Source organism: Mesorhizobium sp. YC-39, assembly GCF_025753795.1.
GTDB lineage: Bacteria > Pseudomonadota > Alphaproteobacteria > Rhizobiales > Rhizobiaceae > Mesorhizobium.
Genome location: NZ_JAOWPS010000007.1, coordinates 127,845 through 153,895, shown reverse-complemented (window position 1 = coordinate 153,895; position 26,051 = coordinate 127,845). Strand labels below are relative to the sequence as shown.

At 57.0% G+C, this 26,051-nt stretch carries 19 protein-coding genes and 1 pseudogene; 6 read left to right on the top strand and 14 right to left on the bottom strand.

Annotation, left to right across the window (positions count from 1 at the left end; all coding sequences use genetic code 11):
• Window positions 1-10: 10 nt before the first annotated feature.
• From tnpB to OHD62_RS31050, 3 genes are all read right to left on the bottom strand, one after another.
• Window positions 11-358 carry an IS66 family insertion sequence element accessory protein TnpB gene (gene tnpB, locus OHD62_RS31060; RefSeq protein WP_263790918.1) on the bottom strand — a complete coding sequence of 116 codons (348 nt, stop codon included), beginning with the start codon at window positions 356-358 and terminating at the stop codon, window positions 11-13.
• Window positions 355-747: an IS66-like element accessory protein TnpA gene (tnpA, locus tag OHD62_RS31055; protein WP_263790915.1), complete on the bottom strand. Its 393-nt coding sequence runs from the start codon at window positions 745-747 to the stop codon at window positions 355-357. Before tnpA ends, tnpB begins: the two co-directional genes overlap by 4 nt.
• Window positions 748-903: 156 nt before the next feature.
• A complete protein-coding gene (locus OHD62_RS31050) occupies window positions 904-3,240 on the bottom strand; it encodes an AAA family ATPase (protein WP_263790913.1) in 2,337 nt (778 codons plus the stop codon).
• A 588-nt stretch (window positions 3,241-3,828) separates the two neighbouring features.
• Between OHD62_RS31050 and OHD62_RS31045 the strand changes: the two genes are divergently transcribed.
• The gene (locus tag OHD62_RS31045) at window positions 3,829-4,818 is read left to right on the top strand and encodes a hypothetical protein (protein WP_263790912.1); all 990 of its coding nucleotides are present in this window, start codon (window positions 3,829-3,831) and stop codon (window positions 4,816-4,818) included.
• Between the two features lie 13 nt (window positions 4,819-4,831).
• Window positions 4,832-5,146 carry a hypothetical protein gene (locus OHD62_RS31040; RefSeq protein WP_263790911.1) on the top strand — a complete coding sequence of 105 codons (315 nt, stop codon included), beginning with the start codon at window positions 4,832-4,834 and terminating at the stop codon, window positions 5,144-5,146.
• Window positions 5,147-5,456: 310 nt separating this feature from the next.
• On the opposite strand, the gene OHD62_RS31035 is transcribed toward OHD62_RS31040, so the two are convergent.
• The gene (locus OHD62_RS31035; RefSeq protein WP_263790908.1) at window positions 5,457-5,774 is read right to left on the bottom strand and encodes a DUF736 domain-containing protein; all 318 of its coding nucleotides are present in this window, start codon (window positions 5,772-5,774) and stop codon (window positions 5,457-5,459) included.
• Between the two features lie 688 nt (window positions 5,775-6,462).
• Between OHD62_RS31035 and OHD62_RS31030 the strand changes: the two genes are divergently transcribed.
• Genes OHD62_RS31030 through OHD62_RS31015 form a run of 4 tightly spaced genes read left to right on the top strand, consistent with a single transcriptional unit; the run spans window position 6,463 to window position 11,263 of the window.
• The gene (locus OHD62_RS31030) at window positions 6,463-6,627 is read left to right on the top strand and encodes a hypothetical protein (RefSeq protein ID WP_263790906.1); all 165 of its coding nucleotides are present in this window, start codon (window positions 6,463-6,465) and stop codon (window positions 6,625-6,627) included.
• A gap of 3 nt (window positions 6,628-6,630) precedes the next feature.
• Window positions 6,631-8,634, top strand: coding sequence for an AAA family ATPase (locus OHD62_RS31025; RefSeq protein WP_263790904.1), 2,004 nt, complete (start codon window positions 6,631-6,633; stop codon window positions 8,632-8,634).
• Window positions 8,631-9,110 carry a DNA phosphorothioation-associated protein 4 gene (locus OHD62_RS31020; protein WP_263790903.1) on the top strand — a complete coding sequence of 160 codons (480 nt, stop codon included), beginning with the start codon at window positions 8,631-8,633 and terminating at the stop codon, window positions 9,108-9,110. The genes OHD62_RS31025 and OHD62_RS31020 overlap by 4 nt, the downstream gene beginning before the upstream one ends.
• Window positions 9,110-11,263 carry a DEAD/DEAH box helicase family protein gene (locus OHD62_RS31015; RefSeq protein ID WP_263790902.1) on the top strand — a complete coding sequence of 718 codons (2,154 nt, stop codon included), beginning with the start codon at window positions 9,110-9,112 and terminating at the stop codon, window positions 11,261-11,263. The genes OHD62_RS31020 and OHD62_RS31015 overlap by 1 nt, the downstream gene beginning before the upstream one ends.
• A gap of 16 nt (window positions 11,264-11,279) precedes the next feature.
• On the opposite strand, the gene OHD62_RS31010 is transcribed toward OHD62_RS31015, so the two are convergent.
• The 10 genes and pseudogenes from OHD62_RS31010 to sctT form a co-directional block, all read right to left on the bottom strand.
• Entirely contained in the window at window positions 11,280-12,125 is an 846-nt protein-coding gene (locus OHD62_RS31010) for a phosphoadenosine phosphosulfate reductase family protein (protein WP_263790901.1), read from the bottom strand.
• Window positions 12,122-15,436 (bottom strand): hypothetical protein, encoded by a 3,315-nt coding sequence (locus OHD62_RS31005; RefSeq protein ID WP_263790899.1) that lies wholly within the window; start codon window positions 15,434-15,436, stop codon window positions 12,122-12,124. Before OHD62_RS31005 ends, OHD62_RS31010 begins: the two co-directional genes overlap by 4 nt.
• Before the next feature lie 2 nt (window positions 15,437-15,438).
• The gene (locus OHD62_RS31000; protein WP_263790898.1) at window positions 15,439-16,365 is read right to left on the bottom strand and encodes a DUF4007 family protein; all 927 of its coding nucleotides are present in this window, start codon (window positions 16,363-16,365) and stop codon (window positions 15,439-15,441) included.
• Between the two features lie 17 nt (window positions 16,366-16,382).
• On the bottom strand, window positions 16,383-17,627 hold the full coding sequence (locus OHD62_RS30995; protein WP_263790896.1) for a cysteine desulfurase family protein: 1,245 nt from the start codon (window positions 17,625-17,627) through the stop codon (window positions 16,383-16,385).
• Between the two features lie 255 nt (window positions 17,628-17,882).
• Window positions 17,883-18,941, bottom strand: a complete 1,059-nt coding sequence (locus OHD62_RS30990; protein ID WP_263790895.1) for a hypothetical protein — start codon at window positions 18,939-18,941, stop codon at window positions 17,883-17,885.
• Between the two features lie 35 nt (window positions 18,942-18,976).
• Complete coding sequence (locus OHD62_RS30985; RefSeq protein ID WP_263790893.1) at window positions 18,977-20,752, bottom strand: ATP-binding protein; 1,776 nt, start codon at window positions 20,750-20,752, stop codon at window positions 18,977-18,979.
• Window positions 20,749-22,326, bottom strand: a complete 1,578-nt coding sequence (locus OHD62_RS30980; RefSeq protein WP_263790891.1) for a DEAD/DEAH box helicase — start codon at window positions 22,324-22,326, stop codon at window positions 20,749-20,751. The genes OHD62_RS30985 and OHD62_RS30980 overlap by 4 nt, the downstream gene beginning before the upstream one ends.
• Before the next feature lie 201 nt (window positions 22,327-22,527).
• Window positions 22,528-23,020: pseudogene (locus OHD62_RS35790) on the bottom strand (Arm DNA-binding domain-containing protein); the annotation flags it as partial.
• Window positions 23,021-23,469: 449 nt separating this feature from the next.
• On the bottom strand, window positions 23,470-24,507 hold the full coding sequence (locus OHD62_RS30965; RefSeq protein ID WP_263790888.1) for an EscU/YscU/HrcU family type III secretion system export apparatus switch protein: 1,038 nt from the start codon (window positions 24,505-24,507) through the stop codon (window positions 23,470-23,472).
• A 714-nt stretch (window positions 24,508-25,221) separates the two neighbouring features.
• The gene (gene sctT, locus OHD62_RS30960) at window positions 25,222-26,043 is read right to left on the bottom strand and encodes a type III secretion system export apparatus subunit SctT (RefSeq protein ID WP_263790886.1); all 822 of its coding nucleotides are present in this window, start codon (window positions 26,041-26,043) and stop codon (window positions 25,222-25,224) included.
• Between the last annotated feature and the right edge of the window lie 8 nt (window positions 26,044-26,051).

The window sequence follows — 26,051 nt, the reverse complement described above, 5'->3', positions numbered from 1 at the left end:
GCGGTTTTGCTCATCCCGCCGAGCTCGGACGCCAGGTTTTTTGCGGCATCCGCCAGTCGATGCCTTCGAGCAGGTAGCCGAGCTGTGCGGGCGTGATCACCACCGTGCCGTCGGCTGCCGATGGCCAGATGAACCGGCCACGCTCGAGCTTCTTCGTGAACAGGCAGGCACCCTGGCCGTCGTGCCAGATCACCTTGACCAGGCCACCCTGCCGCCCGCGGAAACAGAACAAATGACCACTGTGCGGATCGCGCTTCAACGTCTCCTGCACCATCAATGCGAGGCCGGGGAAGCCCTTGCGCATATCCGTAAAGCCAGTGGCGAGCCACACCTTCACACCGCTCGGGACCGGGATCATCGCCGCTCCAGCACATCCAGGATCCGGCCCAAGGCCTCCGTGTCGATGTCGCTCTCCACACGAATGCGCCGGCCGCGGCCAAGCTCAATCGTCACCGTGCTCGTCTTCTTGCGAGGTAGCGGCGGCGATTTGGTTTCCGCGGCCCCAGACCCCGGCAGTGCCGCGACAACCTTCACCGGCATGAACTGCGGCACCGATGGCGCGGAGATCTGGCAGAGCTCTTTGCGCCAACGGAACAACTGACCGGCATGGATGCCCGCCGAGCGGGCGATCTCCGATACGCTGGCGTTCGGCTCTAGACACGCCGCAACCAGCCGTTCCTTCTCTTTACGAGACCACCGTCGGCGGCGCTCGACGGACGTGATCACCTCCACATGCTGCTTCGTCATAGGACTGTTCCTAGTGCTACCACTAGGACTTGCAGCCTTCAGCCTACCTCAGCAAGGCGGCCGTCACCGTGGGGATACGATCAAGCTCTGTTCTGCCGTCCTTGTCCGGTTTGTGCAGGATCGACGGTTCGGCACTTTGCGAACGATCGACGCGTCTCATTCGAGCACTTCCCTGAGGTAGTTCTTAACTGCATCCTTCGCACGCTCCCGCGCCTCATTGTTATCTTTCTTATCTTTATCTCTGCGCTCGGCGATGTATTCGGCCACGGCCTCTTGCACCGCCCTGGCGACTTCTGTCTTGCCGTACGGCATTCCGTCACTGATCTCCTGGCGAAAGGCCCTGAGAATGGTTTGCTCGCGCTCAGTAACTGTTTGCCGATCCTTTTCCTTCTTTAAAATTGCCGGCACCTCGGCGAATGTCGCCTCTATCCGACGGTCGTCAGTCGTGAACAGCTGAAATATATCAGAGGTCAGCAACTGGTCGATCGTCAGGCTTTCTATGTTTGAAAAGTCACTTATCTGCTCCACGACTTCGTTCATTCGGCTATCGCTCTCGCCCTGCCGATTGCGGAAGCGGTTCAGCATCATAACCTCACCATCAAACATTCCCCTGAGACAAAGAGGGTCGTGACTAGTGAAAATAAATGTGGAACGCGGCAGTGCGCGGCGGAGACCTGAGACGATCTGCATCTTCCACCGCGGGTGCAAATGAGCCTCGATCTCGTCGATCAGGATGATCGCACGAGCGTGACGGGCGGCGCGTGGATCATACTTGGCCAGCTCCAAAAGCCGGGAAAAGATGTCGCAGACCACTGCAACGACAGCACGATATCCTGAAGAAACAACGCTAAGACGCTGTTTCAGCATCCCCACTGGATTTGTTCGTTGTATGTAGATTGCGCAATACTCGTTGCCGTTATCGTCTCGCTCTATCTCAATATTTCGGAATTGGCCGTCGATCTGGATTATGTGACGCAGAGCGCTGACGACCTCGTTGAGCGACTCGGGTGACTTGTTGGAGAGCTGGATAAGCCACGGCTCAGGATTTGAGATCTGCCGGTCTCGCTTGAACAACGTGTCGATATGCCTGACAGCGCTGTCGCGCTGCTCCCTATCGAAAAGACGATGGGCGCCATAGGCAAAGATGAGGGGATGATCGGCATGGGACTCATCCGTCAAGGTTCCGTTCAACCGATTAAGGACAAGCTTAAGAGACGGAGCGCCGTAGAATTCAACCTCGACGAACCCGTGATTGATTGGCTCGTGTTCGGCACTTCCCATATACTCGGGATCTAGCAGGAGATCCGAAGCTTTTTCCCCCAATTGATCGCGCAAGATCGTCGGAATGCAGGTGAGTGCAATCGCCTCAAGGACGCTGCTTTTGCCGGTAGCGTTCTCGCCCAATATCAACAGGCATGGAGCGTCCGGCACATCGCTGAATTCGTTAGGCACAGACATCGCAACGGACAGCTCTGGCATTCGTTCCTTCATGCTGAATTCAATCGATTCGAGAGATTTGAAGTTCTGTATACGTACGTGCTTAATGCGGGGCTGGTTTAGATCCACCTGAGGTTTCGGTAGTGTTTCCTCAATCGATGCAACGGGGTCAGGCAGGCTGCGGTTCTCGTCCTGCTGTCGTACCTCCTCGATGGCGCGCAGGATTATGGAGTGGGCTTCAGTGTCACGCCACAGCCGCGCAAGTGAGGGGCCGATTCCGAGCGGCGAAAGGTTTATTTTTTGCTTCGTTTGGCGCTTTACCTCTCTACCAACTCTAAGAGCCAGAAGGTATGCTGCGCTCGGGTAGGGAGCATTTGGGTAAAGCGACGAATAGTTCTGGTCACCCGACGGGCCATCAAGCAATTCGTCTATCATCTGCTCAAGGAAGGCCGCCCGTTCGTCGATGAGCGCAGGCCTGTTTAAGCTGAAATGGGCAATCGTCGGTTCCGCTTTACTGTTGCCGGTCAGGTGCCCGTCAAGCCGGATCTGAAAGGCTTGGGCGATACGACTTTGCCCTGGATAGTATAGGACGTGGTCCTCTTTTAAGTCCAGACCCGGTCCTTGGAAGACATCATAATTGAAATCTGGCACTGCAACTCGCTTCCCGATCACGGGAAAGTAGTTTTTTCGCGCTGGAGTGCACTCATCACAAATCGGAAAGAAGTTGTCCCAATTGAAAGCCAGCCACAAATAGCACGGCTTCGCTACCGCGCCTCCGTCGGAAAGTGCGTAGGCGGGAGGTCGAAAACGATAACTGTCGAGCCTGATGCTCATTCGCTCGCAGAAGGCACAGCGTTCGCCGCTAAGTTTGGCCAGCCCGCCAATGACGTCGGGTTCAAGCGGGTACTTCCAGACATTCGGCACGTCGGTTTGCGCGGTTTCGACTATGTCACGCGTTAGGTATCCCTGTATGTCGAGCTTGAGCTCCTGGATTCGCGAATCGCTCAGGGAATGCGGATAAAAGTCGTTACGCTTAGCGTGATTGAAAAACAGCACAGGGCACCTCATCTCAACCGTACGGCAAATGGCCGAATATTCTTAGGACTTCTTAGGCAATCAGCTGTCTGTAGCGCGCAAGGTGGAAATATGACTAAATTGCTGGCATATCTCAATGGGTGACGGCCGGTGCTACAATCCCACGAGCGGCTGGTGAAATTAGATTCGAAGTCATTCAGGCCCGCACCACCCGCCGATGGCGAGCGTCGAGCAGTTCGCAACCCAGGCAGGGCACGGCAAGCCAAGGCAGTCGCATAGAGGATGCCTATCGTGGTTGTTCCTTTCGATGATGCCCGGTGACCACCGGACTCGCCGACATCAACGTACCAGCAAGTATTTAATGCGTCCGTCGAGGGTTTGTACCTGCGACGACCCATTGACAAAAAGTCCTCCTTCCGACTGTATTCCAAGCTTAGCCTTGAGGAGGGCTCGTCGGGGGACGCATCAATGGATTTGTCGTGTCTGCGCAAGCGCGCAGCTAGTGCTTTGGGAGCAGGTTGTCTTCTATCATCCTGCGTAGGCGTGCCTTCGACAGATCAAGTGGTCGGGATTGATCCAACGACCATTTCCGAGGCAATAAGATGCGAGATGCGCGATGGGATCATCAGCCTTCTCGACGATGCAGTCGGCGCCATCGACGCGAACAAACAAATCGCAGCGGAACTCAACAGAGATCAGCTGGCAAAGTTTACTCCGACGGACCCAAGCGGAACACTGAGCGAAGATGATCGAAGGGAGCGTCGTGCTCGACACGAGGCGGATGCGTTCGATAAATTTCTAGTATCTGGCTACAAGAATCTGCGCCAGCCCGATCCAGAACTAGAATATATTGTCGAAACATATTCGAAGATGTTTATTGGATATAGGTTTGATTTTGACATGACGCAGACCGACAGCTTAGACGGAAGTGTCGATCTCCTAAGCGTGCTCACTAGAGGCACTCTAACAACCCCCATTAGTGCATCTGTCGAAGGAAAGCGAAAAAGTCAAGACACCTGGGTCGCCGCCGATCGAGTTGATCTCTTGCTTGGGAATCTGCCATTGATACGAAGATGCAATGATCTTCGTGAGGATAAACTTCAACCAAGCCGATCTCATATCGTTTATCCGATAACCGGGACGCTTGGGCTTAGGGACATTGTGCGCGGGTTTGTCAATAAGAACCAATCGGGCAATTTGATCGGCGAGAAAACCGAAGCTGAGCTGCTCACGGCCGCCGAAACGCCGCCGGTACCGACTGAAACCGTGGACATGATATTTACGACCACGCTCAAGAGCGGATTGAACCCTCAGCTGCAACTCACCCCGCTGTCAGGCACAAACGTGAAGCAGGCAATGCTCAAAGCCAACAGACAGCGTGACGACGTTCATTCGCTTACGATTGTAATGCAACTGCCCAGAGTGGGCTCGCTTACGGTCGCAGAAGCAAGGAGTGCGGCTGAAAAGAGGGAGCAAAGGGAATTTGTTACCCAAGCTAATGACGTTCAGAAGGCTTTAATTATCCAAAAGAGAGATGAAGAGGACCAACGATCAAGCAGAACACTAAACAGATTTCTCGACGGTGTTCTCGGACCATAAATAGGGGATACAAATGGCAAAGAAGCCTGCTGCACCATCTGCATACGCTGGTGAGCGACGCCCTCACGTCAGGGAAATTCCGATCGAAGGGATGATGCTGCATCTCCGTACCATCATCGAACAAGGACGCACCAAGGAATTCTTGAAAGCTTGCCAAGATAGTGGCTTCACAACAGTAAAGGGACAGAAAGGCCTTGTAACATTCGTGAGGGATTTCGTGAATGTCGGTGAAGGCATGCAGAGAACGACTACCATCACCGGCGCGGACGCCCAGAAATTTGTTCTAGCGACCCAGCGCAAGACGCGAAAGCGAGACCATTGTAACTAGCTAGTGCGCGTCCATAAACGGCAAGCTGCTGATATTATTGAATGAATCCTGATTTTGGGCAGACAAGGCCCGGCGGTTTCAGATACACTTCGAGATCAAGCCACTGATTCCAAAGTGTTTCTGCCACCGTCGGAGCCGACAATGCGCCAAGAACGCACCGTCCAATCCAGTGTATCGTACCTATATGGTGTCGATCGCCGCCGACATTGTCGCCGCCTATGTGTCGAACAATCCACTATCGGTAGGAGAGTTGTGGCGAACCTGGACATGACGGAGCCCCATCTTGCGGTGGGGCTCCGTGTTGGCCGAACTATTCGGCTGTGCGGCGGGACCAAATGAGCGAGAACTCGCCCTCGGTCTCGGTCTCGGTCTCGACCAGGCTCGCATAGATCGGTGCAGGGAAGCTTGGATCGTCGAGCTTGACGGAGTGGTAGTCGCGGCCTTCACCCGAGGTCTTCTTGCCTGCCGCCCCGAACTCGGTGGCACCGGCGAAGATGCGGAAGTCGGGATCCTTGTCGTTGTCGCCGTCAGCCGGGGCGAACGTCACCGTCTTGATGTTAAGGTTGACGGTCTTCACCGAGCCGGAAAAGCCGTTTGCGGTGCGCGAGAATGTGCCGATCGTAGCCATTGTGGTGGTTCCTTCTGTTTTCTCGGGCCGCGCCCATCGCGGCCTCGATGGTGGTCGTGAGACCGGAGACGATCGATCTGCACCCACCGGGTTCCCGTTGCGCTTGTGCAATGGGGTGGTCCTTAGGGGCTGAAACGAAGTGGAAGGCGGCGACGCGAGGCTTTCTTGGATCGCGAGGAATGGACGCGCAAAACCGGGTCCCCACGACGCGCGTGTGGTGGGGTGGTTCGACCAGGGGAAGAAAACGCAGTGCCGGCGTTGCGGGACGGCGATCGAGACTGAGCGCAGCGAAGACGGTCTTCGGTCAGACCCAATCCATTCGAGGACGCCGTGGGCGTGGCTTGGGAAGAATACGCGAAAGGAACGCCTCAGTGGCCAAGATCGGTCGCGGCCATTGTCGCCCGCGCCGCGACGCTCCTCCATTTCGGTCAAAGACGTTCCCTCAAGCGCCCGGGCGGAGTTGGTCCTACTCCAACAGGTGACGTGCCTGGTGCTGCCGTTAGCGAGTTGCTCGGTGCACAAGACCGCCGCGGCTTCGGCCATTGGCTGCTTTTCAAGTCCGGTAGAGCCAGGAGCAAGGCTAGACTTGATGGTTTCGAGGCATCGCAACTACTATTGTGCAAGATCGGCGTTGCATTCGCATGCCATTTCCGGAGAAGGTGCTGCGAAAATAGGTGAGGGGCGAATCGTGAGCGAAGCTGCAACAGAGCCGGATGAGGCCAGTACCCGCATTATCGAAGAAATAATCGCGGTGCAGAGGGAATTCTACTTCGAAAATAAGAACAAGGATTCGGAGCGGCGCCGCAAACTCCGCGACATTATCGATCGTGCCACCCCCCTGAAAGGTCGATGACCAATGTGGGTCGAGAGCATTGAGCTGAACGATTTTCGCTGTTTCTGCGGCACCCGGGAGATCGAATTTTCAACCGACCGGGAAAAGAACGTCACCCTCATCCACGCCGAGAACGGGGTCGGCAAGACGACCATCTTGAATGCCATGCTGTGGTGCTTCTACGGCATGACGACCCCGAAATTCGAGCAGAAGGATGATCTGCTCAACCACGACGCCGCACGCGCCGGCCGCAACACGGCCTATGTTGAGGTAGCCTTTGAGCATAACGGTTACCGCTATCGAGCGCGACGCTATGCGCCGCCAAACGCGCGCTTTGCGGTTATGCGACTTGATCGTGGCCACAGCGAGCAGCTGTCGAACCCAGACACATTCATCAACACCGTAATCCCCAAAAGCATGGCGAGCCATTTTTTGTTCGACGGGGAACATGCAGAGGTCTTCCTCGGCGAGGAGAAGCGTCACGAGATCAGGAGCGCCGTGCAGGACATCCTTGGATGCAGCCTCGTAAAGACAGCCATCAAGGACTTGGAAGAGGTCGGCGGCCAATACCGTAAGCAGATGCCTAAGCGCGGCGGATCCAATGCCGATGCGCTCAACGACCAAATTGAACGGCTTCGAGACAAGATTGCCCGCAGTCACGAGACGGCCGAGGTGCTCAAGGACGAGGTCGTCAGCATCCAACAGCAGATCGCCGACATCGACGAGCAACTCCGCAACTCGGCCGCGGCCAAGGAACTGCAAGCCAGGCGCGAGGATACGGAAAAAGCTCTCAAGCGAGCGCGCGATCGCGAAATGTCAGCCAAAGACGACACGGTAAAATGGCTCGGGGACAATGCCCGCTTCTTGGTATCAACGAAGCTCACGGGACAGACATTTGATCACCTGGAAAACCAGGAGACGAAGGGCCGGATACCCTCGCCGTACAATGAGGAGTTCGTCAAAGACCTCCTCGAGATGGAAAAGTGTATCTGCGGTGCTCCGCTCCACCCCGGATCGGAGGCTCACCTGTTGGTAGCTGGCCTTCTTAAGAAGGCGGCGAACCACACGCTGCGCAGCCGGTTGAATGCGATCCGCGCGATCATCAGTCAACTCAAGGAAAAGCGCGAGCGGGCGCCCGGCGAGCTTGACGCCGCGTATCGCCGCGAGGCAGATGCCCGAGCGGACGTTGCCAGACTTGAGCCGTTGTTGACCGAGATTTCGGACAAGCTTGCCGGCATCAATTTCGGCGAGATCGGTGAGCGTGAACGTCGTCGAAATCAATTGCGCAATGAGGAACGCGAAAAGCAGCAAAAAATCTGGAACGCTGAACGGGATGCCCGCGACGCCGAGGCGGAGAAGGCTTCCAAGCAGCGCGAGCTTGAGAAGCAGGTCCAAGGCGACGCCGAGGCGCAAATCTTCATCAAGCGAAATAACCTTTGTGAAAGCCTCAAGGGACAGCTCGAAAAGGAGCTTATCGAGGATGAGGCGAGCGCCCGCCGCGTCTTGGGTGCTAGCATCAATAGGATACTTGCCCAAACGGGACGAAAAGACTTTCGGCTCAGGATGAGTGCCGACTATGGCGTCAGTCTCGTTAACGACGCTGGCACACAGCTTCCAAAGTCTGGTGGCGAGAACCAGCTTCTCGGTCTCGCATTCACCGCAGCGCTTGTGGAGTTTGCAAAGCAACGCGAGAACGCGGACGGTTTCCGCCTCCTCAAGGGCACCGTGGCACCCCTGATTCTCGACTCCCCCTTCGGCCAGTTAGACGAATCATACCGGGCGACAGTCGCTCAGCATGTCCCCCAAATGGCGGCGCAGGTGGTTTTGATGGTGTCTGGCTCACAGGGGTCCGGCGGTGTCGTTCAAGCCTTGAGAACCCGCATCGGAAAGGAATTCGTCCTTGTCCGTCATAACCGCGCTCCGCGAGGCGAGCGTCCGGTTGAGATAAGACAATTCCGCGGCCGAGACTTCGAGACCGCTCAGTTCGATGCCGAGTTCGATGGCACGATGATTGAGGAGATTGCATGAACATGGCCGCTCGCGCTCCCAACATCAACCGTAGCCGCGTCTACGAGGACATTGTTCAGCGTCTCGCCGCCCAGGCTCTTCCTGGGACCGACCGTCGGCTGTTTCCCACAATCCGCGAGCTGCTCTGCTTCGCAGCAGTATTAGGCTACTCGGAGAACCGAAAGGTACCTCTCGATAAGACCCAAGGCGTCGAGGACATCTCTTATCAGCAGTTCGAGCGCGGCGACGCCGAGAACTTGATCTACCTCATCGCCCTTGCCGACAGCCAGAATGTCGACGTGATCCGGGAAGACAATGAGGACGAATGCGCCCGCATCTTCGAAGAGTATGCCAATGGCGGCCTCGGTCTGATCAAGGACTACCTGCTGCGAGACGGGGGAGAGTATCCAGATCGCGCCCTCACACGTCTGCTCCACGAGCGGGGCTACCTAAAAGCGGTGCAGGGCGAGCCTGACACCGGCGCAATCTCATTTTAATGTTGCAGCGCCTCGCCCTGAAGGGGGTCTACAAGTCGGACGAAGACAACATCCTCGAAGACTTCTACATCCCCGCTCTCAGCATTGCCCGCTCGTACGACCGGGCGGTCGGGTTTTTCTCCGCCGCCACGATCAGCTACGCAGCCCAGGCGATTTCCAACTTTGTCCGCCACGAAGGACGCATGCGGCTGATCTTGGGCGCATTCGCCGATGCGGAAGACATCGAGGCTATTTCGAAAGGGCTTGAAGCTCGCGATTTGTCCGAGCGGATCGGGGAAGAGTTTCTGAGAGAGGTCGATAGGGTCGATGACGCCCTGTTCCGCAACCGTTTTGAAGCGCTGGCATGGCTCGTCGCCAAGGGCCGTCTTGATGTCAAGGTCGCTTTGAGGCCAAAGGGAATGTATCACGACAAGATCGGCATCATTGGTGATGCGAACGGCGATTCCGTTGTCTTTTCGGGGTCGGCCAATGAGAGCCTTCACGCTCTCCTTCCGACTCACAATTATGAGTCGATCGACGTCTTTCCAAGTTGGCGGCCCGAACTGGAGGGCTATCACCGTCCGCATCGAGAAAGTTTCGAGCGCCTATGGCTGAACAGGAGCCGCAACACCGCCGTACTCGACGTCCCGACCGCCATCAGAGAGCGGCTCTTGGCAGTTGGTGAGAGACTCGAAGCGCCCCCGGACCCGGAGCGTGAGCTGGCGATCACGCGCCGCATCGGCGCACAGGAACCTTTGGAGCCTCTGGGGGACGATCCTAACATACCAGCCACCATTGGTGGTGTCCCTTTCACAATTAGAGATCATCAGCGCGAAGCGCTGAAAGCCTGGCAGTTGGTAGGCGACTACCACGGCATCCTCGACCTCGCGACCGGTGCAGGCAAGACCATCACCGCTGCCTATGCCGTAACCCAAATGGCCAAGGCGATCCCCGCATTGACCGTCATTGTCGCAGTGCCCTATCAAAACCTTGCCGACCAGTGGTGCGACAATCTCGCCTTGTTCAATATCCGCCCAGTCCGCTGCTACATTTCCAAGGCAGCATGGTTCGGAGAACTGCAAAGTCTCATTCTGGACATTGAACTTGGCGTTGCGCGATTCAACGCCCTCGTTGTCGTCAATCGGACGCTGAAGACGCCCGATTTTCAGCAACTCGTGGCTCGGATACCTGGACGGCAGCTCCTCTGGATCGGTGACGAATGTCATCATCACGGCTCGGACACTTACAAGGACGCCCTACCCTCCCAGGCTAAATACAGGCTCGGCCTTTCCGCTACTCCGGAGCACTATCTCGACAGCGCGCGCAACGCTAATCTCGAGGCATACTATGGCAAGGTTGTGTTCACCTACACGCTCGCCCAAGCCATCCAAGACGGTGTACTCACGCCCTATGAGTATTTCCCCCATCTTGTGGAGCTCACCTCGACGGAAGCCGACGAATTCGTTGCTCTGTCCGTAGAGATCGGGCGCATGGTGGCACGAGAGGGAGGGGCCGAGTCGAGCTTGGGGCTGAAAGCCCTTATGATGAAGCGAGCCCGCGTCATCGGGTCGGCGCGCAACAAAATTCCTGCGCTAGGAAGCGTCCTTCATGGCCATCCAGCTGAATCGCACACTCTCTTCTATTGCGGCGACGGTCAGGTCGATGCTGACGATGACAACGACGTCCCCGACGAAGGCGATCCCGGTTTTTCGGGGCGCCAGGTCGAAGTGGTGAGCCAGCATTTGGACGAGCTCGGATGGACGCTGTCTCGATTTACATCGCGCGAACCACGCAAGGAACGCGAACAGATCCTCACCAATTTTCGTATCGGGCTCATCGACGCCATGGTCGCCATCAAGTGCTTGGACGAGGGCATTGATGTACCGGCCTGCCGAACCGCCTACATCCTCGCCAGTTCGCGTGATCCGCGCCAGTTCATTCAGCGGAGAGGCCGCATCCTGCGTCGATCACCTGGGAAGGACGTCGCAACAATCCACGATTTCGTGGTCGTATTGCCAGATGGCGCCGGCGATTCCGAAGGTTATGCACGTAAACTGATCGCATCCGAGTTGCGCCGGGTCGCAGAGTTTGCGGGTCTGTCGCGCAACCGCACCTACGCCTATCAGACCCTGCGACCGGTTCTATTGGCCTATGGTCTTGAGCATCTCCTCTAGACACAGTCGGCGCCAGCTACTTATGGCAGACGACGCAGCCTGCCGACGCTTCGTCTATGCCATAGACGTCGTCGTTCGTCACAGTGCGGTCGCCGGCAAGGGGATTGACCCGGCGTCGCGCCAACAGCCGCGCTCGGCGCTCTTCAAACTCCCGTTCGATTTGAGCCACCCGCTCCGCCCCTTCCATATCCTCAAGGCTCTCGCCTTGACTCCAAGTAAAGGGAGAACCGTGTTCCAAGGCGGTCTTCTCGTAACTCTTGGCGTCCTCGTAGGCATCAGGATGTTCTCGCTTGAGGCGCACCCACTCAATCTTCTGCTGGAAGAAGCAAAAGGTGCAGCCTGACCGTGTCCGCCACCGATAGTATTCCGGCTCGCCGACGCCTGCGCTGTCCAACAGGTCGATCACACCCGCGCGGTCGATGCCCGCTTCACGCAGCGGAAAGTGCACGGACATATTTGCGTGGGTCGACTGATAGCCGTCCCTACGCGGCTCGTCGGACCGGATCGCCACATAGGAGTTAACCTTGACCCCGGCCGCGAGATCCGGTTCCAGCCAATGCTCAAGCGGTCGGAGTTTAAGTTGGCGGGTGCACCAGCGTGTCCGTGGCGAGGGGAGGAAGTGTTTGTACTCGCTCAACCAGAAATCGAAATCCCGGTCTGGATTGATGCGCGCGATGGGCCGGCCAAGGAACCCCTCCAGCCGGTCCAGGAACGAATAGACTTCCGCCAGTTCCTTCCCCGTGTCGGTAAAGAAGTATTCCAGCGGCAGATCCGGCTGGGTCTGGCGCATATACACTGCAAGGGCCGCGCTATCACGGCCTCCGGAAATACCCAGAATATGACGCTCTTGAGTCGTGGTCATCCAGCGTCCTCCGACAGTCTTTCCATTACCCGCGCCAAGACGGCAAGCTCCACGCTCGACGCAACCTTCTCATTTTTTATGGTGCGCACCAAGGCATCGGCGATTCGGTGCGCTTTGGCCAATTCTACGGCGGTCACTTCAAAGGTTCGGTGAAGCGGCCGCTCTTGGGACGGTAGGCCAACCATCATAGAAATAGCCTGCGCCGTTGGTGTGCGCCCCTTCACACCGGCGAAGACTTCAGCCTCCTTGAACCGGCGCGCGAGCTTGGCAAGTTCGAAGAGTGCCTGTTGGAAGTCGCGATCCGACCAATTCCTAGCTGGCTTGTGGACAAGCAGGCTAGCCAGCCCCTCAATATCTCCATCACCGGACTCGAAGGCAGCCGCTCGCATCGCGAACGCGTCGAGCCGAAGATCCGCGCTGACGCCGGCTGCCGTGTGCGCGCGATCGATGATGCCTTCGAATGTCCCAGGATCAACCGATAGGACGCGCCCCACCGCCTCGCGTAAGCGCTTCAGCATATCTGGATACAATGTCTCTGCACTTAGCAGTGCCTCGTAGACGGAGGCAGCACGATCGGGTTCGTGGGGCAATACCGCTTCGATCTCGGAGAACAACAGCGCCTCCGGGTCATTGGCTTTCAGCACCACGTCACGCACATCGCGTGCCTTTTTGTCGAGAGACGTCGTTCGCTGCGACCAGATTGGCAACGCCTTGAACCGCTGAAACAGCGCCGACGCCACAGGCAGCGCGTCCGGCTCTACCGTGACCTGCTCGCTGGAAAGCAGCGACGCAAGCCTTCGCAGGAATTCTCCATGCGCCTTTGTTCGGGAGACGCGGCGTAACTCTACAACAGACGGGTCCTGGAGCAACCGGTCTACAAACAGGTCGTCAACAAGAGCTTGATAGTTCCCATTAAGGTAAACGGCCAAATTTGCCCGATGTGCGAGGATATAGGCCAGCATCAGAACCGGCATAACTCCCCGCTTCAAACCGAATGGCCGGTGCGCCCATTGGTCGTAGGCTTCCGAAACCTTCAGAGACTTTTGGCTTCTGAGAACCTCCCATGCCGGCTTGAGGGTAGCGCCGCGCCCGGTATCGTCAGGATCCGAGAAGGCCCAAACACCGCCTTGTGCTATCCGATGTAAGCCGAAGGGCTGCAACACCGTTATGTAGAGCCCGCGCTCCGCGGGATATCCCTCAATGCCGAGGTCCGGATCACTGCCACGCTTGGTCATGGCGTGCATGAGGATGCGCAGCGCCGCCATCGCGCTCGTTGAGGGCTTGTCGCGGTAGAGAAGCTCTGATTGCAAAACCGGCGCACTTTCAAAGGCAAGATCGGCGAGGTGCGACGCGACAACGTTTGCGGACTTGCCGTGAAGGGCCTTTGCTGGTTCACCCAGACACCACCAATCCGCGTTGCCTAGGGCATCCAACAGCTTCCGGCGGACAAGTTCAGTCACTTGCGCGCGACGAGCTGCCAGTTCGCGCCGGGCTATACGATCGCCTTCAAGCTGGGGGTGAGTCGCTTCGACACGGTCAATGGCGAACAGTTCACCGGCATGCTCTCTCAAAAGAAAAGCGGACTTTGTTACCGCAACCGCGGCCGTGACGCCGCGCGCCTCCAAGGCCTGTCCTAGTGCCTTTGCCGCGACTGCCGGCCTTGCTTCAAAGGAGTGCGCGTCCGGTATCAGCAGCACTAGGGTCCCAGATGAGCGCCGCGCATCGCGATGCAGACCATCAGCCATTGCATCAGCCCATGGCCTCGGATTCTGCGGCACCTCTTCGCCAAGCTGCAGCACGATATCGAAGGTTCGCAATGCGCCCGTGGTAAAGTAGTGGCGCTTCGCCGGGACCGGACGAAGGCCTAAGCGTGCCGGCAGGTCACGCAACTGATCCGGGCTCAGTCGCTCGCTCGCTCGCTGCAACGACTCGTCGAGATCAAAGTCACTTCCCGAAAAGAGCGCGAATGTGCCGAGCCGCGGTTGCCGGAGCAGGATGGCCTTTGAAACGAGGTCATCTAGCGTTTCCGCCAGGACCGCCTTCTCGTCGCTCGCCACGCACAGTCCCAGCATCTCTGGCGAGGCGACGACACCGGAGCCATTACGGAAGAATTCGATCAAGGCGATTGTTTTGGTCAGGCGTGCTGCGAGATCACTGCGCAACCCCGCGCGTTCGATGGCTTCCATGGCCAGGGCCATCTGTGCGCCATCATTCCCGGCAGCGATGGCCGATCCCATGTTGGCGATGAGATAGTCCCATAGCAGGTCGGGCCGGAACCATGGGTTAGGACTATTCGTCGGAGTTCCGTGTAAGTGAGCTTGGAATCCGAACGGCTCCGACGACGAAATAAAGCCGAAGACGCTACGCTCGTTCTGCGCGAAGCGTTGCCGTGAGACCGGCCCTAAGAGCAGTGTGGTGACGGGATGAAGCGGCCAAGCGCCAGTGAGGACTTTCGTTAGGGCCGGCACGTCGGTTTGGCGGCGCTGTCCGACGATTTCGGCAACTTTCTGCGCGATCTCAGAAGCCGCCAACGGGACCGTCGCTGTCTTGATTGCATTTGACAGCAGGCCAGCCACCTCATCGGGCAGCGACACAAAGGGGATGTTCTGGAAACGGCCCTGAACCTTCGCCCATTCATCACGCGCTGAACGGTTCAGTTTAGACGCGTATTGCTCGAAGGATTGGTGAAGAATACCAACAACAATCAGTTGGCCGCCTGCGCGGGCGGCACGCTCGGCGAGATCTTGCAGGAAGTGCACGTCCCCGCCGTCGCCGATAGCATGTTCGAGGAACTTGCCGAGTTCATCGAGTAGCAGGACGATTCCTCCCTGCTGCGCATCTTGCACGATGCGGTCGATTAGGGCACGCGGATCGCTAGCGACCAACTCGCGCACGCTCTTGTTCCAGCGGAGGATGCCCGCACACTCTTGAGCGAGGTCCAACCGCAAATCGGCGCGGCGCCCTGTCAGCGCTACAACCCGCCAGCCCTTCCCGCGCTCGGGGAATGCGGCACGGACTCTTGCTGACATCTCTGGGCCAGTGATCTTTGATGCAAGTTTGCGCTGCTCGTCAGAGCCGCCGACTAGGCTTGCCAAGAGCAAGGCAGCGCTCGACTTGCCGCCGCCATAAGGTCCGGTCCAAGTGAAAGCGCTTTGCCCGCCTTCAGCGATGGCCGCCACCATGGAGAGCAGGGATTTTTGGACGCTGCCCTGCAGCACGTAACCCGTAAGCGGAGGTGTTCCACTCAAATCCGCATCCAGCCGGGCCGACCGGGCAAAACGCCGCTCAACGGTGACGATGTCTGCAAGCATTGTCATGCCGCCAATCTCGAACCGTAAGCACGCTCCAAGAGCATTAGCTCGTCGATCCCATCGAGCGGTTCGCGGCGCGCGACCTGCCGCAGCCCGGCGGTATCTGTCCAAACCAGTACTCTGCCGGTCACATCGGCGATCGTTGCAAGCCGGAAGGCGACGCTCTCTTCGTCCAGGCGGAAGATACGCCCGGGAGCACCCACGCCATATGTGACGGTCTCAACCGAGAGTGTCGGCGCGTCTTCATGCCAACGCCGCCAATAACGGATGAGGGCGTAGGCAAATACAGCCGGAGAAAGGCTTTGCTTCGGCCCGCGGACAAACTCGAACTGTCCGGTACGCAACTCACGGATGAGTCCCAACTCAGCGAGAAGCGGTTCCGCGGCGTCTTCTCCCGTCTCCGCCGTGCGCGGCGCATAGCTTCTCAGCACAACTTCGACGTCGCGCTTGATCGTCTCGGCCGTTGCCCGCGCTCCGCGCGCTGTGGCAATCGCCGATAAATCCTTCACCACGTCGTGACGCTCAAACATCGGTTGCCCAAAGACATTGAAGACATAGAAGAACGACGTTGCCACGTCAGGGGTCGCGCAAATAGCATTGTGCACGAGCCATATGGTCGAGGGATCCTCCAGGTAGGGGTCCAAACCGGTGCGATTGTCGAACAACAGACGGCCGAGCTTGGTCACCTCCAATTTCCCGTCCATCTCTCGCACGATCCCGCAGGCGACCGCCCAATGCCGCATCGCCATCGCCATGTTTTTTCCGACACCAAACCTTGCAATCGCATCTTGTTCCTGGAATGTTCCCTTATCGGTCACGCCCGATGCCACAGCGTCGTACGCCTTCTTCAGCCACAACAGGCGAAGCGGAAAGGTCTCGTGACCGGAGAAGCGGATGGCCACGGACGAATCAAGCAAAAGGTCCTTCATGGACCCACCATAGCACGCTACTGGAGACTGTCTCCAGTGCGCAGACGAAGCTTCGCGACCGCAGAAGCGATTGCATCAGCTGCGAGCATCGCATCGTCCTCAGAATTATAGCGGCCGAAGTATAAGCGCACCGTACTTCTTAGGAGATGATCGTTGACTGCAATAGCACGAAGAACATGTGAGGGCGTTATCTGACCGCTTTGGCAAGCTGAGCCCTCGGAGATAGATATCTGACTAGACACCGCAGCTATCAATTCGGTCGCATCAATGCCCTCGAACGCAATGCTCACACTCCCTGGAAGCCGAGCACTTGGCGTCCCATGCCGGATAAACCGCACCTGCCGATTGCGCAGTTCCGCCTCGAACCGTTCCGCGAGCGCTCCGGCATGCCGGGCGTCCGAGGCAAGCTGCGTGGCGGCGAGTTCGGCGGCCCTCCCAAACCCTACTACCAGAGGCGTGGCAATTGTTCCGGGCCTGAGACCACCTTCTTGGTCGCCCCCATATAGGATCGGTTGCGGCCGGTACGCCGTGGCACCGGACACAAAAAGAGCGCCGACACCCATCGGCCCGTACATCTTATGTGATGATAGACTCACACAATCGAAGGTAGTCGCATCGAACGGCAGCTTGCCCACAAGTTGCGCCGCATCGACATGGAGGAGAGCGCCTTTGGTGCGGACAATGTCGGTGATCCCGGCGAGGGGCTGTACTGCCCCAATCTCATTGTTAGCCGCCATTACCGAAACCAACAGTGTATTTTCCGAAACGATCGTTGAAAGGCGCGTCAGGTCGATCACTCCGTCGGCGTTCACCGGAGCCGTTTCCACGGTAAATCCTTGGCGCTCGAGGGCATATGCGGCGTTCAGCACGCTCTTATGCTCGATTTCGGAGACAACCAATCCGGTGCGAACGCTGCCTCGTGCCCGAGCTCCTAGGGCGGATCCGATGAGCGCGAGGTTGTTTGCCTCGGTCGCGCCCGATGTAAAGTGAATCTCCCCCGGCGTGGCACCAATCAATTTTGCCACCTGACCCCGCGCGTTCTCGACCGCGGCGTCTGCGAATTGACCATGCCTGTGGGGTGAATTGGGATTTCCGGCCCGTCGGTGCCACCAAGGTTCCATTGCGGTCAACGCTTCCGGTGCAAGAGGCGTTGTCGAATGGCCGTCGAGATAGATGGGGTAACCTGACTCAACGCACCCACGATCTGCTCTATGTGCCGGACCAAGCTCATGACCTGGCAGGTCGACCTCAGTAGTGCTCATCAAGAAGCCTTTTCGAAGGGATGCCAAGCCTGCTGGGATGCGCCGACGGCCGGGTCAGATTAACATTTCTATGTGGTCGCGCGAACCACTCACGTTTCTCTATCACATCTCTCGTCGACCCTCACGCGCTGTGGCTTCGACGCCTCCTGGACTTAGTTGCTGTTCGGTGAATGTCACGCGGGTGTATGCATGTATCCCCGAGATGCGGATGAGGCTGAAAATGCTGTTGAACTGAACGCCAAGTTGCGTACGATTCTAGAAAGGATCAATCTTTAACAATCCATACCAAAGAGCGCTATCATGGGGGACAGCGCTGTGTTCGCTGGTCACAAGAAACTCATATTTCTTGACCAAGCGCGGTTGAGCCGCGCTGGCAAACTTCACATACAAGGACAACAGGTGAAGGCCTTGCGGCCAACGGTCAGTTGCAAAGCCAGGCTTGATTTGCGGAAGGAAGGCTATCCGTTTCTCCCAAGAGCTGTTCGGCGATACGGCAAAAGGAGCAAACTTCGGGCCTTGCGTCATCGACAGAGTTTTTTGATCTCCTTGCAGAAATTCTACCGGGACATATCGCATCTCGCGCCCGTCGCATGAGACTGTCAAATAGAACCATTCAACCACCGCGACGGTGAGGCCGCCATTGACGACCGTAAGTGGCAGCACCAAGGCGTAAGCAGTTTCGACAGCAAGACGTTGTCGATGCAACTCAAGCTGACTCCAAAGGACCTCGCAATTTGCAGAGAGCCTTGCTCGAATTGCCTCAGGATAAGCCGCGGTAATCCAGCGCTGCAGCTGCCCATCGAATTCGTCGCGGGTGAAACGACGCCCGGAGATTGCGCCGTCGATCAGATTGCCGGCTACCAATGTCACAAGCGATTCCCGCACAGACAAAGGGACCCCTTCGATGCCCTGCGACTGCAAATAGCGATCAAGTTTTGTGATGGCTTGCTCAATCAGAGCCACGGTGTCGATCGCAAGCGGAGTCGGCACTGAAACGCCATCAAATGGCGCCTCATCGATCACGGCCTGCGCTATTGGCCCTGCGAGAATGAGCTGGTATTCGTTCGCGCTCTTTGAAGCTTTCAAATCACTACACCAGGATTCAACCGCCGCCTTGCCGATCTGGTTTTGCGATGATTTCACCTGCTGTGCGCGCTTGAGATCAGGGAATTCCCAAAGAATGTCGACCTTGTCATTGTCGGTGTCAGGCTCGATCGTGACCGCCGACCATCCATCGTTTTTTGGATTCAAGGCGTCGAGCACCACGGCCAAGGTCTGAATGGAGAATCCTCGGATCGCCTCTCTTCCACCCATAGCACCAGTCCCTGCTTCTTTTGAATGAGCAAACGCTACAGTTCTTCGCCGCTGAAGAAGCCACGGACAATTCGACCCCAATCGCTGCGCATGTCTTGGATTCGCTTGAGGGTTGGCCCGGATGCCTCATCTTCCATTCGCGCCCAAGCCGAGAGCAGATGAAGGACATCTGTCAAATAGGGGATCTCATTGTTAAGATCGTCAGCGCGCATCGGTTCAAAAAGCCTTGCATGGACCGGGTTTCGTGTGTTCAACGTGATGACTATCACGCCGCCCGTCGCATTCACGTCGAAGAAAGCGTCCGTCGGTAGATCAAGATGCTTAAAGCGAAATTTGATATGCTTCTTGACGTATTCGACAGCTATTTCTTTTGCCTTCACCCCTTCAATTCCATCGCTCTCCAGGTTGGCAGATAATGCCTCCATTCGAGCGGATTCGGGGGATTCTTCCTGCTTATCGCTTTGGCCAGTATCACCGTAGTAAGCTCGCCTACGATTCACCGATTCAGTTGCGACCGCCTCGGCTTGCGATTCTGTTGGTGCACTTTTCTTCTCAACACGGGTGCGTTCACGCATCGTTGCGATCTTCTGGCGCATCTTCACGAGCAATTTGTCGATCTCAGCGCTAATAAGATACATGGGCATGCGCGGGTCTTGGTCGCTTTCCAGCATATTTTGATAGGCGGAATCCGACATTCCTTCGTCCGCTGCGTCTTCACTAAGATTTCGGCGCAGAAAGTTGGTCGCGGCCTGTTTGTTGTTTGTCACCCCGAATACGTCATCAAGGTTTGGGTCGAACTCGACCTCGAGCCCCCAATATCGCTCGCGCGGGTCGTAGGAATTTTCAAACGTTCTGCTCAGTTCAAGCTCACGGCCAGAGCGGACGACGGATATTCCTTGGTTCTTGGCAGCGTGCTGACCAATTTTCGACCCACCGCCCTCAATCCGGACCTTTTCCGTGCAAATTGAAGTGCGGACTTGGACCACATGGTCTTCGCCGCGAAAACCAACGCTAATGTTCATCGGCTCGGCGAAATTTACGAAGGCAGGCGTCTTGTTATAGGGCTCAGGAGCGTTCGCGCCGGTCATCAGGTACAAGGGATCATTCGGTCTCACAAGACTTTCAAAGCTCGAGATAAAACGATCGCCACTTGCGGCGTATGCTGCGAGACGGATCTGGACAGCCTTCTGATCAATGAAGTGCCGATAGACCCGCCCGGTGATGAATTCGGTATGTTTGAGTAGCGTGCTGCTCTGTTTCCAGCTTACACGGTCGAGTTGGCTCCAGACGACGAGCGTTCCGTGCGGTTGAATTTCTGCACTGATCATTTTGAGCCACTCCGAGGGGATCGTGCTGGCCGTCGGCTCGGGCACCTCCTTCATGATGCTTTTTTCGATTTTGTCGACGTCGAGAAAGGTATGGAAGACCTTGCCGTTCTGCCAGCTCCAGACATCAACGCGTTTACATTGGGAGATCGAGGAATTGGGAAGACCCATCCCAAACTTGCCAATTCCCTTTTGATTCTTCTTCTCAAGGTGAGTGCCGTTCCCGAATTGCATCGCCTTCCGCAACAGGTCGGGGGACATGCCCGCGGCGTCGTCGAAAACGGCGATGCTGTCGATGCGCTTGCGGCCATTTTCCGCTTGGGCACGATCGAGACAGATTAACTCGACATGCGTTGTGCCGGCTGTCGCGTCGCCAGCTTGAGCAGAGTTGTCGATAAGTTCAGCGATGGCATGTGCCGAGTCTCGATACCCCGAGCTACGCATCGCAGTTATTGAGAGGCTCTGTGGGATGACATCAAAGCTCATTTCGTCGTCTCCATACGTTCCCACTTACCTGATTGCGCGATCAGTTCAGAAAAACTGGCAATGCCATCATCGACAATCGTCACATCGAGGACGGTCCCCGCATCCCGGCCGTTCGCAAATCGGCCAATAATTGCACCGTAAAGAGCCGTCGAACTTGTCGGGTTGGCGATAAGAAGGGTTTTGGCCTTCGGAACTTCATTTCCTGAAACGACGGCGCCATGCACACAAAGAATGTGGGTATCGGTTCCGTTCTGAAAGCGCGCGACCTCATGTCGCTGCTGATCGAAGCTCAAGTCTCCTGTAACCGAAACCGCCTTGATACCGCTGCAGTTCAGAACACCGACAAAAGCTCGGGCTTGATCTGCAGTGTTAGCGTAGAAGATGATGCATTCCCCTTGATGCTTTCGCTCGTAGAGAAAATCGATGAGTTTTCGGCTTCGTTCCACATCGTTTGCCAAATCGATTGCAAGATCTTTATCAGCATCAAGGTCTAATTCGAGGGGGTGATCGAGCTGCTTCCCTGATCCAAGGCGTGACACTTTGATTTTCGCGATCGCGTTCTCGTCGATCAAAAACTCAATTGGATCGTCGTTTGTAAGTTCGATCGGACTGGTGCCATAGTAATCTAGAAAGGTTGGCAGCAGGCCGACGCTCTTGAGGTAGCCCCCCGATGCAGCAAATAGGCCGATGACATTGAACGGATCGACGTCGCGCAAGCTGGCGAAAATTCTTTTAAAGGACGGATCCGCAATATGCTGAGCGTCGCTCAGAACAACGCAGCGCAAATCCTTGGCAAACGCTTTCATGTCATTCAGGTCGAATTCAACCTCGTCTTTTAGTCTAGCGAGATCGAGAACGGCTATACCGCCCGCAACCTTTCGTAGGTCCTGGATCGGTGCAGTCCCAAACAGCCGAAAAATCGTAGCATCGCGAGACCCGATATCCTCCCACACTTTGAATAACTCTTGGAACGCGTCTTCGCACAGACGAGCGTCGCCAGCGCACCAAATCACAGTCTGGGTGTCAGGGGTTGAGCGAAGCAGGTCAACAATGGCCGTTGCGACAGTCCGCAATTTGCCGGAACCCGCCGGCATATGGAGGAGGATAGTGGCCGAGGCGTCAGACAAACGCTGACGCAGCTCGCGATAGGCGTTTGTCTGATACTTCTGGAGACGCGCCGTGGGCGCAGCCCGACGCGAAGGTTCAATCTCAGTCGTCAAATCGGGTTGATACGGAATATTGAACCAGGCAAACAACGTCTCGGCCGCAGTTCCGTTGAGAGACGCGAACGTCTTCTTCAGCGTCGCAGCGGGGTTGAATATCGGCACATTGATACGCTCGCAAATCTCGACTGCTTCGTCTGCTTTGAGCTGGTCCAATACCAGATCACGAAGAGACGATACTCGCAGGACATTATCCGCGCCGTACTGGCTGACGATGAGTTCGGCCAAACCCATGTTGCTGTTCGCACCGGGGGAAACAAGCTCGGCAAGCTCGATGGTCGATTGGGCAATGTAGGGCCTGAGCTCTTCCACGGAACAGCGACTTAGAAATTGGACAAGCCGCTGGCTCAATTTCCCCCCCCCCGGCGACACTTAGACCTTGTGTCGCGCTTGGCCACTTCGAATCAGTACGCAAGTAGATACGGTGCCGATATACATGATTTCAATTGCTCTTGAACCAGTAGGCCGTAGTCGCGCGTAGGACGGAGGAAATTCGCCCCCCGCCGCGGGCGGTGAACCGGACAGCCGTAGGAGCGTCAGCATAGCGCCGGCCGGCAGGACGGGACGCGGGACCGACTGTCCCCGTCCGCGACGCGTGCTGGCGGCCATCGGTGCGGCGTTGAGCCACTTCTCCCCGAACTCGCCAAAACTCTTCGCTTCTTTGAGGCGGCGCTTCTTGCGCTGCTTCTCGATGGCCGGCGATCGCCCCTCGCCAATAGCGCGCTTTGCGTCGAGACACTTCTCTCGGGCCAGGGCAAGTGAGATTCCGTCCCGTCCGTACCTGCCTAGAGCGGGATGCATTCGGATGGAATGGGACACCCCGCGCTATCTCTTTGTTTTAGCCGCATTTCTGCGACGCCAAGCGATTCCGCTTGGCTGCAAAACGCTCTAGATAGACCGTCTCGCGGCGTCCGTTGAGCCTGTAATCGAGCCGAAACGAGATCGCGCCACTGGGCATAACTCGAACATACATGCCGTCACGATCTGCAATTTTGTAGATTTTCTCTTTTGGTTTCAGCGCTTTAAGGGCGGCGTCCGTCAACATTCCTTTTGCCTCCTGAAAAGTACCGTCAGCACAATTTCGAGGCTACTCGACAGAAAATTACCTTATTTTTCAGTATCTTAAGGCACAAAAAAGTACCGTCACAGCCTCATTGGCCTTGACGGTACTTAGAAAAATTCGGGTGGGCAATATGCGGAAGGTCCGTCAAAGCCAATCTCTGCGTGCCGATTGTCGCTGATTGTCCCTGAAAGGACTTATATTTGTTTTCAGTACGCTACGTCGCAGATTAACGTATTTTTTCGGCGGCGTTTGATCATTCCCGCTCCAACGCACATCGCCAGCCCCTCGTTCATGATCGCCCGAATACGCCGCAACGGATAGTCCCGCTGGCCCCGCGCCTTGAGGTCACCCGTTCATCTGCGAATGTCTCTGGAGCCAATCAATCACGCTCCTCAAGTTACCAAGAGCAACTTATTCAACATCATTCTAATCTAAACCAGGCCGGCGGCATACAATACCTTCGCGACCGGCTCGAAATACTTCTGTGGGACGGGATCCCCCAGCTTTGTCGTGGGGATGAGCTGGCGCGCCAGGACATCATCATCGACAATGGTGAGACGTAGCGCCCGCGCCTCATCAAATAGCTGAGAAGCAGCCTCCCCCTCGCCTCGGCAAACCAGTACCGGCACCCCGGTCTCGCCACGGACGTAACGCAGACCAACCAGTATCGCGCGCCCTCTCAAGATCAATGTGGCGCGATGCACGCCAAGCGGAAGCTCGCTAGCCATTTCGTTACGGAGGCGACGTCGTTCACGTTTCAATTCTGGCTCGCCTTGCTGATCCTTCAACTCGCGCTTCATCTCGGTGTCGGTCATGCGCATGTCGCGCAAAAACAACCCGCGCTGAACCAGGAGATCAATCAATCCGCCGATCAGAAAGAAGCCGGCAGCAATCCCAATCAGCAGTTTCACCTCTGCAAACACAAAGCCGACACAGCCCATGCCGCAGATCGGCAGATAGACCATCGTCTTCCACATGCCGAGAACGACGAGGAGAAAGACTGCGCTGAGGACGAAAACCTTCACCAGCGTCTTCACAAGCTCGGTCAGAGAGCGCATCGACGCGATGCGCTTCAGCCCTTTGAAGGGGTCAATTTTCTCATATTTCGGCATCATCGGCTCGAAAGAGAAGACCAATCCACGATTAGCGAGAAGTCCCGATAAAACGGCTGCGGCGACAATAATCCCGAGGAATGGGCCAACGATTGACACTGCGAGTTCGGTAAAAAGGACCAGCGCCTGCTGAACCGCGCTGTTGAAGGGCATATCTTGCAGCTTGTCTGTTAGTAAAAGCGCTTCCTGGCATTTATCCTCGATGGTGCTCGCTTTTAACCATAGATATCCCAGCCCGGCGCACGTGCTGGCAGCGCGGACGAAATCGGCGCTGCTTGGAATCTGCCCCTTCTTGCGCGCTTGGTTCAGCTTCCTGGGTGTGGGTGGGTGTTTCTTTTCTTCGCTCGTGTCGCTCATCAGGCAGCCTCGCGATTGCGCTGAATCCGTTCAAGGGCGGACTGGGCGTTGGTCCCGCGCCGCCGCGAGGACCGCCTTTGCTTGCCCCACGAGGGCCCAAATGAGGCTTGAGGCGTTGCAGTGGCCGGGAGCTCCAGACGGGCTACAGGAAGATGCGCCACGGACACCTCCGCCAAGATGTGCCCACAGCGTCGATTGATCAGCACGTCGTGAGGGCAGCTTCCGGCACCGGGCACCCGACCCCAGTTTGTAAAGGTGCAACCATGACCATTTTGGTTGGTGTCGATTGGGGCGGATCGAACCATGCCGTTTGAATCGTCGACCCTGCCGGCGGGGGCCTGGACCACTTTGCCGTCGCGAGCGGGACGGGCTTGCTGATCTCGCTGCCTGCCTGCGCCGGTATGGTACGCCCGGCGAGACGCCGATCCCCATCGAGCGGCCCAGTGGACTCGTCGACGTGCTGGTCGAGGCCGGGTTCGTCGACACCCCTGCCCTACCCCAATGTCGTCAAGGCGTGCCGGCGCCGCTATCGCGCCGACGCCGCCAGCAGCGACCCCGGCGACGCCTATCAAGACGCCAGAAGACGCGGATGCCGGCATCTGCTCACGCATGGATGTGCATTTTCTGGAGAGCATGGCAAGACGACATGCCCTACGATCCAAAAACACCCCCCTGCCTGGCCTCTGCTTGTCGCTGGTTGGCAAAGGACCTCTCTCATTTCAGCAGCTTCTCAAACCACTCCAGCGCGCCGTTCGACCAGACGATTTCCGATTTCATGCCTTCGACGAGATAGACAGTGTAAGTGACCATGATGATCGGAAAGCCGATATTCTTGATCGTCGGGGAGAGATCGCTCGGCTTGAATTGCGGCGCATAGCGCCCGACTATCATCACAGATATATCGACCAGGAGTAGGAAGGCCACCACAGGTCCAGCGACCAATAGAGTCGTGCGCATGATGTGGTCCAGGAGCCCCATCAATTCCATTGCTCCTTGCGCGGTCAGGGTGGGCTGGAACCGATACACGGGCCAGATCAGATAGCTGCCATAAAGGCTGTTGATCATAACCTCCAGACCTCCCGACGCGACAAAGATCGTTGCCGCAGTGATGCCGAGAAAAACTCCCGTCGCCGAAGCCTGGCTGCGCGTAGCGGGATCGTCCGAAGCGACCTGGCTGGTGATGCCGCGCTGGGTGTCAATAATCTCACCGGCCGCCTGCAGGCTCCATAGCGGGATGCCGAGCAGCGTGCCAAGCAGCAGGCCGACAAAAACCTCCTTCAAACCGAGCAGCGTTACCTGAATAAGACGTGTTTCAGGATCAATCGCCTGCAGGCCGACGCTGATCTGCGCCAAGCATGGTAGGGCGAACGCAACAGCCAAGCAGCCGCGGATCAGCCCGCTAATCTGAGACCGTGTAAATATCGGAAGGACCAGCATAATACCGACGGCGCGGGACGCGCCAAGTCCAGCTGCAACGATGAATTCGATGGCCGCCTGGATCAGACTTTGAGAATCAGAAAGTGACAAGCCATACATGGGAATGG